The sequence below is a fragment of the Erwinia sp. 1181_3 genome, from assembly GCF_052824965.1.
The window spans coordinates 55,820-71,042 of record NZ_VTDE01000001.1; the positions used below are offsets into that span (position 1 = coordinate 55,820).

Below are 15,223 nucleotides of genomic sequence, written 5' to 3' on the forward strand. Positions count from 1 at the left end.
GCGGGGCGACTGCCGCCCTTTGGTCGCTTCGCCCGCGCAGCGGGAAAGCGAAACGCCCTTGACGTTGACGTTGACGTTGACGTTAACCTGGACAATCGCGCAGATCAGCATCACTGCGTTTTATTTCACATCCACCTGATAGAAGATGTGTTTGCCAAACGGGTCCACTTCATAACCCGTCACTTCTTTGCGTACCGGTTCAAAGATGGTCGAGTGGGCAATCATCACCGCTGGCGCCTGATCGTGCATAATCTGCTGCGCTTCGCGGTACATCACTACCCGCTTGTCGTGATCCTGTTCGGCACGCGCCTTGGTAATCAGCTGATCAAACGGCGCATAGCACCACTTCGCTGAGTTGGAACCGCCGTTGGCAGAGGTGCAACTGAACAGCGGGCCGAAGAAGTTATCCGGGTCGCCCGTTGCCGTGGTCCAGCCCATCAGTGCCGCCTGATGTTCGCCGTTTTTCACCCTTGAGAGATATTCGCCCCACTCAAAGCTGACGATATTGGCTTTGATGCCGACCTTCGCCCAGTCCGCCTGGATCATCTCCGCCATACGCCGTGCATTCGGGTTGTAAGGCCGCTGAACCGGCATCGCCCACAGGTCAATGGTGGTACCCGGTGCAATGCCCGCCTCTTTCAGCAAAGCCTTCGCCTGATCTGGCGCATAGTCGTAATCTTTCAGATCTTTATCCGCGCTCCATACGCCCGGCGGCAGCAGGTTTTTTGCTGCGGTGCCCGTCCCCTGGAATACCGCCTCGATAATCGCAGATTTGTTAATCGCCATGCTGAGTGCCTGACGCACTTTGACATTATCCAGCGGGGCTTTTTGCGTATTGAACGCGAGGAATCCGGTGTTCAGCCCTGCTTTTTGCATCATGGTGATATTCGGGTTTTCCTCCAGGCGCTTCAGATCGGCCGGATTCGGGAACGGCATCACCTGACACTCGTTTTTCTCCAGCTTGGCCGCGCGTACTGAGGCATCCGGCGTAATAGTGAAGATCAGACGGTCCAGCTTCGCCTTGCCCTGCCAGTATTGCGGGAACGCACGGTACAGGATGCGCGAATCTTTCTGGTACTGCGCCAGTTCAAAGGGCCCGGTGCCGATCGGCTCACGATCCACTTTTTCCGGCGTGCCCGCTTTCAGCATCGCATCGGCATATTCGGCCGAGAGAATCGAGGCAAAGTACCAGCCGAGATCGGCGAGGAATGGCGCCTCCGCATGGGCAAGCGTAAAGCGCACGGTGTGATCGTCAATCTTATCGATGCCTTTCAGCAAGGTGCCGAACTCCAGGCTTTCGAAGTTGGTGTAACTGCCGTTAGACACCTTGTGATAAGGGTTGGCGGGATCTTTCTGGCGCATAAACGAGAAGATGACATCGTCGGCGTTAAAATCACGCGTTGGTTTGTAGTTTTTATTACTATGGAATTTCACGCCCTTACGCAAATGGAAGGTGTAAACCGTGCCGTCCGGGCTGATATCCCAGCTTTCGGCCAGCGAGGGGATCAACTGGGTGGTGCCGGGGGTAAAATCGACAAGCCGGTTATAAATCGGCACCGCGCTGGCATCCACGCTGGTGCCTGAGGTGTACAGCTGCGGGTTAAAGTTTTCTGGCGATCCCTCAGAGCAGAACACCAGCGTTTTTGCCGAAACCGCTGAAGTGACGGTCAGCGCCAGAGCCGCCAGAACCGTGCGTAATACCGCTTTCTTCATCTCCATCCTCGCTTTTTATTTGACATTATCAGGGGGTGGTGCGTAAACCTGTAAATAACCTGTTCATGAATAACATGATTTTGCACATTACCGAAATCATACCGCTCGAGACAAATAAGGAAAGCTTATGACTGATTTACTGGCACGTCAGCTGACTCAACGTTTTTACCGCTATCTGGCGGTCACCAGCCAGAGTGACGCCGCGTCCACCGTGCTGCCCAGCACGCCTGAACAACATGATATGGCACGGCTGCTGGCGGATGAACTGCGTCAGCTGGGGTTACACAACGTGGTGATTGATGAATTCGCCACCGTGACCGCCGTGAAACCCGGTAATCGCCCTGGCGCCCCGCGCATCGGTTTTATTACGCATATTGATACCGTGGATGTCGGCCTCTCGCCGCATATTCACCCGCAGACCCTGCGCTTCGAGGGCGAAGATCTGTGCCTGAATGCAGAACAGGATATCTGGCTGCGCCAGGCGCAACACCCGGAGATCGCCGCTTATCACGGGCAGGACATTATTTTCAGCGATGGTACCAGCGTGCTGGGTGCCGACAATAAAGCCGCCGTGACGGTGGTGATGACGCTGATGGAAAACCTGAACGATGCGCAGCCGCACGGCGATATTGTGGTGGCGTTTGTGCCGGATGAAGAGATCGGCCTGCGCGGCGCGAAAGCACTGGATCTGAAGACGCGCTTTGATGTGGACTTTGCTTATACCATCGACTGCTGCGAACTGGGCGAAGTGGTGTATGAGAACTTCAATGCCGCCGCCGCTGAGATCATCCTGACGGGCGTTACCGCCCACCCGATGTCAGGCAAAGGCGTACTGGTGAACCCGCTGCTGATGGCCTGGGACTTTATCGGCCACTTTGATCGCCAGCAGACGCCGGAACATACTGCCGGACGTGAAGGTTACACCTGGTTTAATGATATGCAGGCCAACGCCAGCGAAACGCGCCTGAAGGCCTCGATTCGTGATTTCGATCTGGCAAGCTTTGAGCAACGTAAACAGCAGATGCATCAGGTGGCGGAAATCATTCGCCAGGCGTATCCAACAGGCAAGGTGGAGGTCAGTATTTCGGATACCTACAGCAATATCAGCAACGCGATTGGCGCCGATAAGCGCCCGATTGACCTGATTTTTGCCGCGATGAAACAGCTGGATATTGAACCGAAGGTGATCCCGATGCGCGGCGGCACGGATGGTGCAGCGCTGTCTGCAAAAGGGTTATTAACGCCGAACTTCTTTACTGGCGCGCATAATTTCCACTCAAAGTTTGAGTTCCTGCCGATCCCGTCCTTTGTGAAGTCTTACCAGCTGGCTGAGAAAATCTGCCTGCTGGCAGCGGAGTAATTTCTAGTGGGCTTACCGGGAAATACGACCTTCCGTGGGGCTGAAGGATCACCTTGTTTTTTGTGGCTGACAGTTTAGCTTCAGGTCTGAGGCCAGTTTGAGCACGCCGGATCGGCAAAGTCCGCATCCCTGCGGGCCTCGGCACGCGACGTCCTGTCGCGTGACGTCCGGCTTACCTCAAACTGGCCCCATCCCCGCAGCACCGTTGCACGCTGTCGGTTTTAAAACCGGCAACCCGATGTGCCGTCAACAACCGGTGCGTCGGTGAACGAAGCTGACGAAGGGATTCGCTGCAAGTGTACGATGTGCCTGACGCAAGCCCTCGACCGCTCAGCCCAGTTCGGGTGAAAGCGAAACACCCTTGACGTTGACCTGCACCCGCGAGTACGCCTCACTCCTCATAAACATACACACGCAGACGATGCCCGTCCGGGTCACAGGCGGTAAAGGTATACCCGAAATCCAGCGTTGCTGGCGGGTCGAGGATCTCAACGCCCCACGCCTGCCATTGGCTGAAGAGACTATCCACTTCGTCACGACTCTCTGCGGTAAACACAATCTCCGACTGGCTGGCTCCGGCACTCACCGGCGGCATCACCCCGGAGGCTATCCACAGCCCGAGACGACCGCCGGAAGGCAGGATAAACATCGCAAAGGTGGGTGAAAATTCGACGGCATCAACGTTCAGTATCCGCTGGTAAAAAGCGGCGCTGTTAGCCGGGCTGGCAACATACAGAATGGTGAAATCAAGTGCTTTCATTTGGGGTTTCCCGTTTAGTGACTGGACGGGAACAGACTAGGCGATGCGACTGACAGTTTTTGTCAGTAGCCAAATCCCTGAGCAGAAATATTATGGCGTTCCCGCCACGCTTTCATCAGCTGTGTGCGAGCACGTGGATACCGCTGCGCGGTGACCTGCAGGTGGGTGAAACGATCAAGGCGAAAATGGCGGTAATCATCGCGTGTTTCGCACCAGGCCACGAGCACCTGCACAGAGTCAAAAAAACCAATCGCAATGGGCCAGACTCTGCGCCGGGAGCTAACGTCTTTCAGATCAAGGTAGTCAATCTCTATGATGTTCTGCCGGCTGATAGCCTGACGTAATGCGCCAACATCAATACTGATAGCCAACTCCGCCTTCGCCGGGCCGACCATCAGCGGCGATAACTCCAGCTGCGAACGCAGTTCGGGTGGCAAAACGTCGGCAATCTTGCTTAATGCAGAGTGCGCCGCTGCGGCGAGTTCGTTATCGGTCCGGCGCGCAACCCAACGGGAACCGAGTACCAGCGCCGCAATTTCCGCGGTGTTAAACATTAACGGCGGCAGGGTAAAGCCGGGTCTTAATACATAGCCCAATCCGGGTTCACCCACGATATCCGCCCCTTGTTGCTGCAAAGTGGCAATATCACGGTAAAGCGTTCGTGTACTGACACGCAATTCGCTGGCAAGTTGCTCAGCCGTAATGGGGAAACGGTGGTTACGCAAAAGTTGCAGCAGATCGAGCAGACGTTGAGCACGTGACATAGTGGCTTTCGGCGGTTTGGGGAGGATGTCAGGGACGGCCAGCAGGGCTGGCCGCCGGAGTGGCGTAACGTTATTTCACTGCCACATCAATACCTGGGAAGAACTTCGCGGCCAGTTTGGTGACGGTGCCATCGTTCTGCACTTTCACAATGGCGGCATCCAGCGCTTCTTTCAATTTGGCATCGTCTTTACGCAGACCAAAACCAATGCCGACACCGAGTACCACCGGATCTTCCACGGCCTTACCGGCAAAGCTAAATTCTTTACCCTGCGGTTTTTCCAGGAAGCCAGACTGCCCGGCAGCCGACATCACCAGCGTACCGTCAAGGCGGCCCGCGACCATGTCGTTGTAAACCTGGTTCTGATCCTGGTAAGGCGTCACAGTCACACCCTGTGGCTCCCAGTGTTTTTTGGCGAAGGTTTCCTGAACGGAGCCCTGCAGCACACCAATGCTCTTGCCTTTCAGGCTGTCAACGGTTGGCAGCAGGCCGGAGCCGGTTTTCGCAATCAGCATGCTCGGGATACGGTAAATAGGATTGGTGAAACCGATGCTTTTCATACGCGCTTCGGTGATGTTCATCGCCGAGTTGATGGCATCGAATTTCTTCGCGGCCAGCGCCGGGATCAGGGCATCAAAACTGCTTTCCACCCAGCTGCATTTGAAATTTCCCACCTGGCAAATCGCTTTGCCCAGTTCGATATCAAACCCTTCCAGCTCGCCTGAGGCGTTGCGGCTTTCAAACGGTGGGTACTGTGACTCCAGACCGTAACGCAGTGTGTCCTGCGCCAGCGCTGACATGGACGTCAGCAACCCTACTGCCACAAACAACGCATTCAGTTTTTTCATTCATTTACCCTCAGAGTGGTGCTGTTAGCGAGGCTTGACCTGACAGAGTGCGCGCGCGCCCGCCTGCAAGGTGGCTTCGTCTTTTGCGAAAGAAAGACGGATTAATTTATTGTCGGTGCCATCGGTATAAAACGCCGACAGCGGAATGGTGGCCACACCGTGATCAACAATCAAACGTTTTACCATTTCACTGTCAGTCTCGTCACTGAAATCTGCATAACTGGCTAACATAAAGAACGATCCGGCCGAAGGCAGCAGCGTAAACGGTGAATCTTTGAGCAGGCTGGCCAGCGTATCGCGTTTACGCTGGTAAAATTCCCCCAGGCCCAGATAGTTAGCGGGCTGATGCAGATAGTCGGCAAACGCCACCTGCATGGGGGTGTCGGCGGAGAACATCATAAACTGATGCACTTTCACCACTTCATCCATCAACTCAGCCGGGGCCAGCAGATAACCGACGCGCCAGCCGGTCACATGGAAGGTTTTTCCAAAGGACGAAACAATCACACTGCGCTGCGCCAGCTCAGAGTGGGTTGCCATTCCGTGGTGTTGACGGCCATCAAACAGAATATGCTCATAGACTTCATCCGACAGCACCACGATATCCGTGTTGCGGGTCAGTAATGCCAGACGGTCAAGATCGTCACGGCTGAGGACCTGTGAACTCGGGTTATGCGGGGTATTGATAATGATCATGCGCGTTTTCGGCGTGATCGCCGCACTGACTTCATCCCAGTTGATGGCGAAATCAGGTACCTGTAATTTCAGGCCGATGGGCGTTGCACCTTGCAGACGCACAATAGGCGCATAGCTGTCGAACGCTGGTTCGAAGAAAATCACTTCATCACCCGGATGAACCAACCCGGCAATGGCCGAGTACAGCCCTTCGCTGGCGCTGGCGGTGATCAGCACTTCGCTGGCAACGTCATACTTCTGGCCGTACAGCGTTTCAACTTTGTTTGCCAGCACCTCACGCAGCGCCGCCAGGCCGGTCATCGGGGCGTACTGGTTATGACCCTGCTGCATGGCGCGGGTCACACCGTTCACCAACTGAGGATCACACGGGAAGTTAGGGGCGCCCTGCGACAGGTTAATCGCGTTGTACTGTGCAGAGAGCTGGCCGATCACCGAAAAAATCGTGGTACCGACATCGGGTAATTTAGAACGTTGCTGCACCGAAGAGGTGATGGTCATGGAAGCTCCAGGTCAGGACATTAGCCAAACAGGGTAAAATTCGTTAGCCCTATTCAACGCGGCGGCACTTGAGGCGACAAGCGAATTGTTGTCATAATAGCCATGACGTTTAATCATAGCTCAGAGAACCCCATGCCTCAGCGCCCGCTGCCGTTAAATGCCATCCATGCTTTTATTGTGACCGCCCGTCATCTCAATCTGACGCGTGCCGCCAGCGAACTCTGTATTACCCAGGGTGCCGTGAGCCGTAAAATTGCCGCGCTGGAAGCCTGGCTGGGTTTTGCGCTATTTGACCGCCATGCACGCGGTCTGACGCTGACCCCGCAGGGCGCCAGCCTGCTGCCCGCGCTGCAAAGTGGCTATCAGCAGATGCACGAAGCGGCGCAACAGGCCAGCAGGCAGAATGCGATGATCCGTCTGAAAGCCCCGACCTGCGCGATGCGCTGGCTGGTGCCAAAGCTGGTGGCGCTGGAGAAAGCACGTCCGGAACTGCACGTCTCCCTGACCACGACCGTGGATCACAGCAGCCAGCTGGATAACTTTGATGCGGCCATTCTGTATGGCAGCAGCCCGCGCAACAGCGTGTTGTTGTTTGAAGAGGCGCTGACACCGGTCATGGCCGCCTCCCTGCTCCCCGACGGGCCTGCAACGGCGACATCCCTGGCAGACATGACGTTTTTGCATCCCACTGCCGACAACCGCGACTGGCAGCTGTGGTTACAGGCACAGCAACAACCGCTGGCGATGAAACGGAATCAGCATTTTTCAACGATGGATTTGGCGATTAGCGCAGCCATTCAGGGGTTTGGCGTGACCGTGGCCGATGTCACACTGATAGCGGAAGATCTGACGATGCAGCGTCTGGTCGCGCCCTTTGCGGGCAGTGTAAAAACGGGCGCGGTCTACAGCCTGATCCGTCGCCCGCCTTCAGTATCGCCACCGCTGCTGGATGAGCTGGTGGCGTGGTTATGTGAACAGCCTTAGAAAGACACCCACTCGTCAGCAGAGGCGGCGCGGGTTGCGTTGCCAGCGACATGCAGGGTGATGTTACCCCCGGAAATCCAGGTACCCATCAGAGAAATGGCGTATTTATTGGTGACATGCCAGCTTAGTGCAAAGCTAGTGTTTTTATGAAAAAGCCGATGATGAACAGGATAATATTTACCCGTTAATCCCACTCCTTTACCATCCGTACTGGATTATTAAATAACAAGGAAATGTTATGGAAAACGGTTTTAGTATTGCATTAACCCCGGTCCAGCTGGCAGCCGTCATGGCAGATGAATCTGTGCTCACTGAGCGTATCTGGGGCAGCATCGGGTTTCTCGGTAGTGTGCTCGAGCTTGCCAGTGCCACTGCACTTTGTCTGGTCCCTGAGCCTACTGGGGTAACGAAAGCGGGATGCATCATTGTTGGGGCACACAGCCTGGACGGGATGAGTGCCTCGGCTTACCAGGTCTATTCAGGCAAACCAACGGCTTCAATGACTGCACGCGCTACGGCAGGAATAGCAAAAGATTTAGGCGTGGATAAGCCCACCGCTGACCAGATTGGTATCGCTGTGGATGTTGTTATTCCATTCTCAATTGCCGGGGTAGCACGTGTAGCCTCTGTCAGGATGGGACAGATTAGTCTGATGAAACATGAAGCAGTGAAAGGGACTAAGGGAGGCGGACATACGATTAAAAAACACATTGGTCAGTCTGAGTCGGAAATGAGGGATAAAATAAAAAGAGGCCTGCAATCAGGATCTCTAAACCCTTTTAGTGGCGCCACCAGTTCATTCTATAACTTAAATATTGCTGAGAAGGCTCTTAGCAAAGCAATCAAAGCAAATCGGAGCCGGATCCGAATCTGGGCCAAGAGTACTTCACCTGATCGTACAGGAAACTATTTAGAGCTTAGCTACACTCACAGTAGCCCGGTAGGGAGCGTTATCGCAGTGCGGTCAGGTAAGATGATTGAAACAAATAAAATTGAATTTGTTCTTTCAAAAAAACAATATAATGACAAACCTTATTATATTTTAACTGCGTTTCCAATTTTGGGTTAACACGATGAAAAAATACGAATCGATAAGGATTTTTTTTCGGTTTTTTTTTGGCCCCGACTGGGGAGACAGTTATCAAGAAATCGTGGATGCATATATTGACGATCAGGATGAGGTTGATAATAACTTGATTGAGGAAATTGACGACTTTCTAAAACACTATCCTGATGATGACTCTGCAAACCGCGCCCTGGAGCAAGTGTGCAGTGTGAGTATGGCTTTTTTACGCCCCTCCCCGGTAGCGTTCCTGTCCTGGTTATCTCACTATCTAAAACAGCAACGCGACAGCCGCTGACAAAGAAGCGAAATTAACATTTTCGACGAAATATCTGGCGATTAGCACATGGTCACGCTGTTTGCGAACAATGTAAAAACGGGCGCGGTCTATAGCCTGAGCCGTCGCCCGTCGTCAGTATCGCCACCGCTGCTGGATGAGCGGGTGGCGTGGTTATGTGAACAGCCTTAGAAAGACACCCACTCGTCAGCAGAGGCGGCGCGGGTTTTTGGCGCACCCAGGGCTTTCAGCGGGCTTTTCAACGCTGCCGGTGCAGCGGCAGAATGACTGGCAGGGGCACTGTTGGCGGAAAGGCGGAACTTCGACACCGACAGCGTCAGCTCTTCCGTCTGGCGCTCCAGCGCGCTGGCTGCCGCAGAAACCTGTTCAACCAGCGAGGCGTTCTGCTGGGTGACGCTGTCCATTTCTGAAATCGCGGTGCCCACCTGAGAAATGCCTTTGCTCTGCTCTTCGGAAGCTGACGCGATCTGCTTCATGATTTCGGTGACTTCCGCCACCGATGTCAGGATGTCGCCCATCGTGCTTCCGGCTTCACCGACCAGTTTCGAACCGGTATCGACGCGGGAAACAGAGTCCGCAATCAGCGTTTCGATCTCTTTCGCTGCACCGGCACTACGCTGTGCCAGGTTGCGCACTTCGCTGGCCACCACGGCAAAACCGCGCCCCTGCTCTCCGGCGCGGGCGGCTTCTACCGCTGCGTTCAGTGCAAGGATATTGGTCTGGAAGGCAATGCTGTTAATGACCGTGGTAATTTCGGCAATTTTCTTCGAGCTGCCGGCAATTCCCTGCATGGTGTTAACCACTTCATTGACCAGCTTGCCGCCTTTGCTGGCCGTTACAGAGGCAGTATCCGCCAGTGAGCTGGCCTGACGCGCGTTGTCGGCATTGAATTTCACCGTGGCGGTCAGCTGCTCCATGCTCGCTGCCGTCTGCTCCAGCGCCGAGGCCTGCTCTTCAGTACGCGAGGACAGATCGTTGTTGCCGGAGGAGATTTCTGCCGCTCCACGATGAATATTTTCCGTACCGCTGCGAATAGCGCTGACGGCGTCACGCAGGCTGTCCTGCATCGCCCGCAGCAGTGGCACCAGTTTGCCGACACAGTTACGGCCAAAGTCGTTAACCGGTTGGGTCAGATCCCCTTCGGCAATCACACGGAAGTGCTCGCGGATGGTGTCCAGCGGACGCACCAGCATCACCACCAGATAGCGGTCGGTAAACACCAGAATCAACAATCCGGCAATCACCGCCAGTACCAGCACGGTTTTGGTGACGTGGGTCAGATGGTCGACCGTAACACGAGTCGCATCGAGTTTAGCCGCCGCCGCCGCGTTGAATTTCTCCACGCTGGCGCCAAAATCACGGCTCAGGGCTGGCGTAATGCTGGCGGCATGGCGACGGTAGTCATCCGGTGACCCCTGCTGTGCCAGGCGAACCTGCGGTTTAACACCGTCATCCAGCAGCTTCTGCCAGCTGTCAATGGCACCGGAAGCGTACTGCTGATCCAGCGGGCCCGGCGACTGTTGTTTGAAATCAGCCAGCAGCGTGGCCATGTTATCCAGTGCTTTCTGCACCGACGCCATGTCTTCCGGTTTTTTGGAATCTATCGCACGCGTTAAACGGGTGATCACGCGGAAATACTGATCGTTACCTTTGCTTAATGTGCTCATCTGTCCGACCAGATGGCGATCGACGGCATTTCCGTCACTCAGTTGATCCAGTGAATACACGCTGTACGTACCGACAGCGCCCCAGAGCAGGCAGAAAAAGCCTAAGATCCACAGCAAAACTGCGCGGATGGTATAATTTTTTAATAATTTCATAATGACTCCGTGACCTGGTGATACCGATAAAAGTGTTGTTATCTAGGGCTATCAGGCAAGTTATCGGCACGGAGACTTTAAAAAATTAAGAAATTAACACGATTTATATTGCTGCGTTTTATTCCTCATACTTTCCATGGTAAATCATAAGTTATTGCTATGATGCCGTTTTCTGACGATTTAGGTCATTTAAAATACAGCAGTAAAAATTAACTATCCCCTGAGCAACCCTAATTAATCGTGTCTGAGATGCACAAATGCCCGCATCAGCAGACGAAACACCTGCATTCTGCGTCGCATAAAGCGTTTTTCAGGGGCAATACAGGCCAGGCCGTGACGACCAAAGCACAGCGTGATGTCACTCCAGGGATGCCAGGCGGGCCAGTCGGTTTCCCCGTTTATCTGATGCGAGAATACCGTCGCATCGCGGGCAAAACGCAGCCAGTATTCGCTGACACGTTGGGAAAAATCATGGTCTCCCTCAGTGAAAGATCGTGCGGTGTCAACGGGATCTAACTGGCCCAGCGTGTTGAGGACGTACGGAATTTCATTGCCATGCCAGGTGCCATGAGGATAGAGATCATGCGCGTTTTCAGAGACATAATCAAAATAGTAGCGCCAGCCCGGCACACCAGCACGGTGCTGCGCCAGGGCGACAATGTACCCCTGCGTGGTGAAGGTCATGTCACGCGCCACCTGCCTGCCGAGTTCGCCATCATCCCAGACGTCCGGGTACAGCAGCTTGATCAGTCGGAGCGCCAGCGGATGCTTGCGGCGGATATCGGCAATCACCTTAGCCGCATCCACACCAAAATAGGCCAGTACGCTGGCTTCATCACTGTTGCTGCCAATCATCAGCGGCAGGCGCTGCTGTCTGGCTGCGGTAAACACGCTGAGCATCGGCTGCGGCAGCACGCGGTCGCCGTGAATCGCCACAGGACCAATACTCAGCGCACGATCCAGTGGCCAGAATGATTCAGCGGGTAAGGCACGTAGCTGTTCCGCGCTGGCATCAGGCAGATTAAAATGGCTGGCCAGCGCCTGCCCTTTTTTGAGTGCCTCTGCACGTGACACATCCGGCACACCGTAGGCGCTCTGGACAATCCCTTTATGGAATAACCCCTCGGCCAGCGGTGAAGCAAACAGCGAGAGTACGCTGCGGGCACCGGAGGATTCCCCCATCAGCGTGACGTTTTTCGGGTTTCCACCAAAGGCACGGATATTGCGCTGTACCCACTGCAAGGCCGCAATCTGGTCGAGTAAGGCGAAGTTATTGACCACTTCACCATCGGCATATTCGCGGTCCAGCGCCGGGTGAGCAAAAAAGCCCAGTTGGCCCAGGCGATAGTTTATCGTCACGATCACCGCACCACGCTGCGCCAGCGGTTCCCCCAGATACGGGGTTAATCCACCGGAGCCAACGGCGTAGCCGCCACCGTGAATCCACACCATGACCGGCAGCGGTGTTGCCGGGGCGATATCCGGGGTCCAGACGTTGAGGTACAGGCAGTCTTCATGAAAACGGCCGGGGTCGCCGCCGCCTACCGCCAGGCAATACTCCCGACTCTGCCAGCTGGCCGGTCCCCAGTCTGTGGCGTCTCTATCTCCCTGCCAGGCATTCAGTGGTTTCGGCGCCTTCCAGCGAAGTTCGCCCACGGGCGGTGCCGCATAAGGAATCCCTTTGAAGACGAAAATCCCCTCTTCCACACTCCCAAGCAGGCTGCCTTCCGCCGTCATAATCCGTAATGATCGTTCGTTTCTCATAGGTTTTTCCACATCATCTCTGGGTTAATTATTTGCAGACGAAGGGAGAAAGTCCATCACGGCTTTTGATTTGCAGATTATGCTGATATGACGCGTGTTTTACTCAGTGCGATGATCGACACACCGCTTCATGCGCATTCCGCCTTTACCTTCAAGGATTACGTTATGTTTACCGCGATTAATAATGGATTTTCCCGCCTCAGCGATCATCCGGATTTGGGCAAGCTGGTTTTACGCGTTTCGCTTGGTGCACTGCTGCTGTTTCATGGCGTGTTTAAAGTTCAGCATGGCGTTGGCTGGATAGCCAGACTGCTGCATGCGCATGGCATCCCCGGCTTTGTGGCTTATGGTGCTTATCTTGGGGAAGTGGTGGCACCGTTGATGATCATCATTGGCCTGATGACGCGCCCGGCGGCGTTTGTGATCGTCGTGAATCTGGCGGTGGCCACCCTGCTGGTGAAAACAGGCGCAGTGTGGGACCGCACTGGCGTGGGGGCCTGGGCACTGGAAGGGGAAGCGCTCTATTTCTTCGGCGCGCTGGCCGTGATGTTTCTGGGCGCGGGCCGTTTTACTGTGATCAGTAATAGTCAGTTGCAATAGTATGCCTGGCGGGTTGGTGATCAGTTAATTTTCATGTTTTAAGGTCAAGGGCATTTCGCTTTCCCGCTACGCGGGCTGAGCGACCCAGGGTGGACAATCGCCACCACCCTGGGGACCCGGGCTTGCGGCAGGCGCATCGCCCACTTCGTGGGTTCCCTCAGTCGGTCGGTTTTCCCGCCGGACCGGGCGTGACGTCCTGTCGGCTCTCCTGGAAATCCGCTCTCCCTCGGCGAGGCTTAATTGCTGCTCAAAAGGTCAACGGCCGGGTCAAAATAAAAAGAAAAACCAATCAAATAGACCAGACACAAAAAGCCTTTTTGGTTTTATTTAATCTTTTAGATTTTGGTTTTGATGTTGAGGCGGCAATTAAGCTGCGCTGAGGAAGTGATGTGAACCAGGATGAACCGCCTGGACGGCGGTGAAAGCTCGGGCCGGCACAGGGAAGTGCCGTCACGAGTGGTCCGTCGGTGAACGGAACTGACGAAGGCATCCGTGAAACGGGCGCGGCGCCTGCCGCAAGCCCGGGGTCAAGGGGCGGCGGCGACTGGCCGCTCCTTGTCGCTTCGCCCGCGCAGTGGGAAAGCGAAACGCCCTTGACCTTAAGACGTTGACCTTATGACCTTGACCTTAAGACCCTGGCCTTTCGGGTCGACCGCATACATCACGCCTCACGCTGATAACCATAACGGTATTTCGCCACCAGCATCAGAGTCGTCAGCACGGCCGGAATCGCCAGGAAAGAGAAAACATCCGTGATATTCCAGCCGAGCGAGAGCATTTGTGCACCCGCGAACGCACTCAGGATGGCCCCGATACGCCCCACGCCGTGCATCCAACTGGAACCCGTGGCACGGGCATGGGTAGGATAGTAACTGGCTGACAGTGCATTCATGCCAGTATTCGCCCCGTTCAGACAAAAACCGCTGCAAAAGGCCACTGACCCCAGTACCCATACATCCGCTGGCGCATAGCCAATGCACACCGTGGCAATTGAGCCAGTGAAATAGATCGCCGCCAACGCCAGATTGGCGTTAAAACGATCCATCATCCAGCCCGCAAACAACGACCCTACGGTGCCACCCGCCTGATACATCGCCGTAACCAGCGCCGCCTGCGTCACCGTCATACCGACATCCTTCACCAGCGACGGCAGCCAGGAACCAATCAGATAGACCAGAAACAGCCCCATAAAATAACTGCCCCATAGCATCATGCTGCCGAAGAAGTAACGGCGCGACAGCACCACTTTTACCGCACCTTCACTGGTGGCGGCTTCGCTGCGCGTGAAGATGCACGCTTCTCCTATACTGCCGGGATGCATCTTCTCAACGATTTGCCGGATCTGCGCCGCCGGGGCGTTACGGGTGATCATAAAACGCACGGATTCCGGCAGCCAGCGCAGCAGCAAGGGCACCATCAGCAGCGGCAGAATACCGCCCATCACCAGCACCGCATGCCAGCCTAAGTTCGGGATTAACCATGAGGCGGCGAACCCACCGCTGGCGGCACCAAAGGTAAAGCCGCAGAACACCACGGTGATGAGAAAGGCACGTTTTCGTTCAGGAGAGTATTCCGCTACCAGCGTGCCGACATTGGGCATGGCAGCGCCCAGCCCAAGCCCCGTCAGAAAGCGGAACAACATGATCTGGTCAAGGTTTTGCGAGAAGGCAGTGGCCAGCGTCCATAAGCCAAAGAAGAACACGCTGCAAATGATGATCACCCGGCGGCCAAAGCGATCGGCCAGCGGCCCGGCAAACATCGCGCCTAGCGCCAGCCCGATCAGCGCGGCACTGATGACGGCACCTAACTGATGGTTCGTCACTCCCCATGCGCTTTTCAACGCCGGGGCAATGAAACCCATCAGGGCAATATCCATACCATCCATTGCCACCACGGCAAAACTCAGGGCGATGATGCGTTTTTGATAACGACTCAACGACCCCTGATTAATCAACGTACGGATATCGATCGCTGCGGTACTGTCCACTTCGCGCTCCATAACAGGCCAGTGTTAACCCCGCCCGGATGACAACGTTGCAGAGGTTTACAGAAAAAG

General features: G+C 55.1%; 15 protein-coding genes. 7 read left to right on the plus strand and 8 right to left on the minus strand.

From position 1 onward, the window contains the following. Positions 1–120: 120 nt before the first annotated feature. The gene (locus FY046_RS00255; protein WP_133841949.1) at positions 121–1,713 is read right to left on the minus strand and encodes an ABC transporter substrate-binding protein; all 1,593 of its coding nucleotides are present in this window, start codon (positions 1,711–1,713) and stop codon (positions 121–123) included. A 127-nt stretch (positions 1,714–1,840) separates the two neighbouring features. Between FY046_RS00255 and pepT the strand changes: the two genes are divergently transcribed. Beyond that, entirely contained in the window at positions 1,841–3,073 is a 1,233-nt protein-coding gene (gene pepT, locus FY046_RS00260) for a peptidase T (protein ID WP_167863813.1), read from the plus strand. 391 nt (positions 3,074–3,464) lie between these two features. Here pepT and FY046_RS00265 read toward each other — a convergent pair whose 3' ends face one another. The 4 genes from FY046_RS00265 to FY046_RS00280 all read right to left on the minus strand — a co-directional run bounded on the left by FY046_RS00265 (position 3,465) and on the right by FY046_RS00280 (position 6,638). Continuing rightward, positions 3,465–3,833 carry a VOC family protein gene (locus FY046_RS00265; RefSeq protein WP_133841947.1) on the minus strand — a complete coding sequence of 123 codons (369 nt, stop codon included), beginning with the start codon at positions 3,831–3,833 and terminating at the stop codon, positions 3,465–3,467. A 62-nt stretch (positions 3,834–3,895) separates the two neighbouring features. Then, entirely contained in the window at positions 3,896–4,597 is a 702-nt protein-coding gene (locus FY046_RS00270) for a helix-turn-helix transcriptional regulator (protein ID WP_133841946.1), read from the minus strand. A gap of 70 nt (positions 4,598–4,667) precedes the next feature. Then, on the minus strand, positions 4,668–5,444 hold the full coding sequence (locus tag FY046_RS00275; RefSeq protein WP_133841945.1) for a transporter substrate-binding domain-containing protein: 777 nt from the start codon (positions 5,442–5,444) through the stop codon (positions 4,668–4,670). Positions 5,445–5,468: 24 nt separating this feature from the next. Further along, positions 5,469–6,638: a pyridoxal phosphate-dependent aminotransferase gene (locus FY046_RS00280; protein WP_212815442.1), complete on the minus strand. Its 1,170-nt coding sequence runs from the start codon at positions 6,636–6,638 to the stop codon at positions 5,469–5,471. Positions 6,639–6,770: 132 nt separating this feature from the next. On the opposite strand from FY046_RS00280, the gene FY046_RS00285 reads away from it, so the two are divergent. The 4 genes from FY046_RS00285 to FY046_RS00300 all read left to right on the plus strand — a co-directional run bounded on the left by FY046_RS00285 (position 6,771) and on the right by FY046_RS00300 (position 9,154). Next, positions 6,771–7,622 carry a LysR family transcriptional regulator gene (locus FY046_RS00285; RefSeq protein ID WP_133841943.1) on the plus strand — a complete coding sequence of 284 codons (852 nt, stop codon included), beginning with the start codon at positions 6,771–6,773 and terminating at the stop codon, positions 7,620–7,622. Positions 7,623–7,860: 238 nt separating this feature from the next. Further along, complete coding sequence (locus FY046_RS00290; RefSeq protein WP_446185579.1) at positions 7,861–8,691, plus strand: RNase A-like domain-containing protein; 831 nt, start codon at positions 7,861–7,863, stop codon at positions 8,689–8,691. 4 nt (positions 8,692–8,695) lie between these two features. After that, a complete protein-coding gene (locus FY046_RS00295; protein WP_167863810.1) occupies positions 8,696–8,983 on the plus strand; it encodes a contact-dependent growth inhibition system immunity protein in 288 nt (95 codons plus the stop codon). A 48-nt stretch (positions 8,984–9,031) separates the two neighbouring features. Beyond that, positions 9,032–9,154, plus strand: a complete 123-nt coding sequence (locus tag FY046_RS00300) for a hypothetical protein (RefSeq protein WP_277950370.1) — start codon at positions 9,032–9,034, stop codon at positions 9,152–9,154. On the opposite strand, the gene FY046_RS00305 is transcribed toward FY046_RS00300, so the two are convergent. Both FY046_RS00305 and FY046_RS00310 read right to left on the minus strand, forming a co-directional pair. After that, positions 9,151–10,803, minus strand: coding sequence for a methyl-accepting chemotaxis protein (locus FY046_RS00305; RefSeq protein WP_446185580.1), 1,653 nt, complete (start codon positions 10,801–10,803; stop codon positions 9,151–9,153). The genes FY046_RS00300 and FY046_RS00305 overlap by 4 nt on opposite strands. A 234-nt stretch (positions 10,804–11,037) precedes the next feature. Beyond that, positions 11,038–12,567, minus strand: coding sequence for a carboxylesterase/lipase family protein (locus FY046_RS00310; RefSeq protein WP_446185581.1), 1,530 nt, complete (start codon positions 12,565–12,567; stop codon positions 11,038–11,040). A 165-nt stretch (positions 12,568–12,732) separates the two neighbouring features. Here FY046_RS00310 and FY046_RS00315 point away from each other — a divergent pair, with 165 nt between their 5' ends. Beyond that, positions 12,733–13,167, plus strand: a complete 435-nt coding sequence (locus FY046_RS00315) for a DoxX family protein (protein WP_159336720.1) — start codon at positions 12,733–12,735, stop codon at positions 13,165–13,167. Between the two features lie 89 nt (positions 13,168–13,256). Continuing rightward, a complete protein-coding gene (locus FY046_RS00320; RefSeq protein WP_446185582.1) occupies positions 13,257–13,547 on the plus strand; it encodes a hypothetical protein in 291 nt (96 codons plus the stop codon). A gap of 281 nt (positions 13,548–13,828) precedes the next feature. On the opposite strand, the gene FY046_RS00325 is transcribed toward FY046_RS00320, so the two are convergent. Then, a complete protein-coding gene (locus FY046_RS00325) occupies positions 13,829–15,154 on the minus strand; it encodes an MFS transporter (RefSeq protein WP_133841940.1) in 1,326 nt (441 codons plus the stop codon). Between the last annotated feature and the right edge of the window lie 69 nt (positions 15,155–15,223).

What these genes read in the sequence shown, in the direction of transcription:
- FY046_RS00255 (WP_133841949.1), bottom strand. Translation starts at nt 1,713, where the DNA reads ATGAAGAAAGCGGTATTACGCACGGTTCTGGCGGCTCTGGCGCTGACC.
- pepT (WP_167863813.1), top strand. Translation starts at nt 1,841, where the DNA reads ATGACTGATTTACTGGCACGTCAGCTGACTCAACGTTTTTACCGCTAT.
- FY046_RS00265 (WP_133841947.1), bottom strand. Translation starts at nt 3,833, where the DNA reads ATGAAAGCACTTGATTTCACCATTCTGTATGTTGCCAGCCCGGCTAAC.
- FY046_RS00270 (WP_133841946.1), bottom strand. Translation starts at nt 4,597, where the DNA reads ATGTCACGTGCTCAACGTCTGCTCGATCTGCTGCAACTTTTGCGTAAC.
- FY046_RS00275 (WP_133841945.1), bottom strand. Translation starts at nt 5,444, where the DNA reads ATGAAAAAACTGAATGCGTTGTTTGTGGCAGTAGGGTTGCTGACGTCC.
- FY046_RS00280 (WP_212815442.1), bottom strand. Translation starts at nt 6,638, where the DNA reads ATGACCATCACCTCTTCGGTGCAGCAACGTTCTAAATTACCCGATGTC.
- FY046_RS00285 (WP_133841943.1), top strand. Translation starts at nt 6,771, where the DNA reads ATGCCTCAGCGCCCGCTGCCGTTAAATGCCATCCATGCTTTTATTGTG.
- FY046_RS00290 (WP_446185579.1), top strand. Translation starts at nt 7,861, where the DNA reads ATGGAAAACGGTTTTAGTATTGCATTAACCCCGGTCCAGCTGGCAGCC.
- FY046_RS00295 (WP_167863810.1), top strand. Translation starts at nt 8,696, where the DNA reads ATGAAAAAATACGAATCGATAAGGATTTTTTTTCGGTTTTTTTTTGGC.
- FY046_RS00300 (WP_277950370.1), top strand. Translation starts at nt 9,032, where the DNA reads ATGGTCACGCTGTTTGCGAACAATGTAAAAACGGGCGCGGTCTATAGC.
- FY046_RS00305 (WP_446185580.1), bottom strand. Translation starts at nt 10,803, where the DNA reads ATGAAATTATTAAAAAATTATACCATCCGCGCAGTTTTGCTGTGGATC.
- FY046_RS00310 (WP_446185581.1), bottom strand. Translation starts at nt 12,567, where the DNA reads ATGAGAAACGAACGATCATTACGGATTATGACGGCGGAAGGCAGCCTG.
- FY046_RS00315 (WP_159336720.1), top strand. Translation starts at nt 12,733, where the DNA reads ATGTTTACCGCGATTAATAATGGATTTTCCCGCCTCAGCGATCATCCG.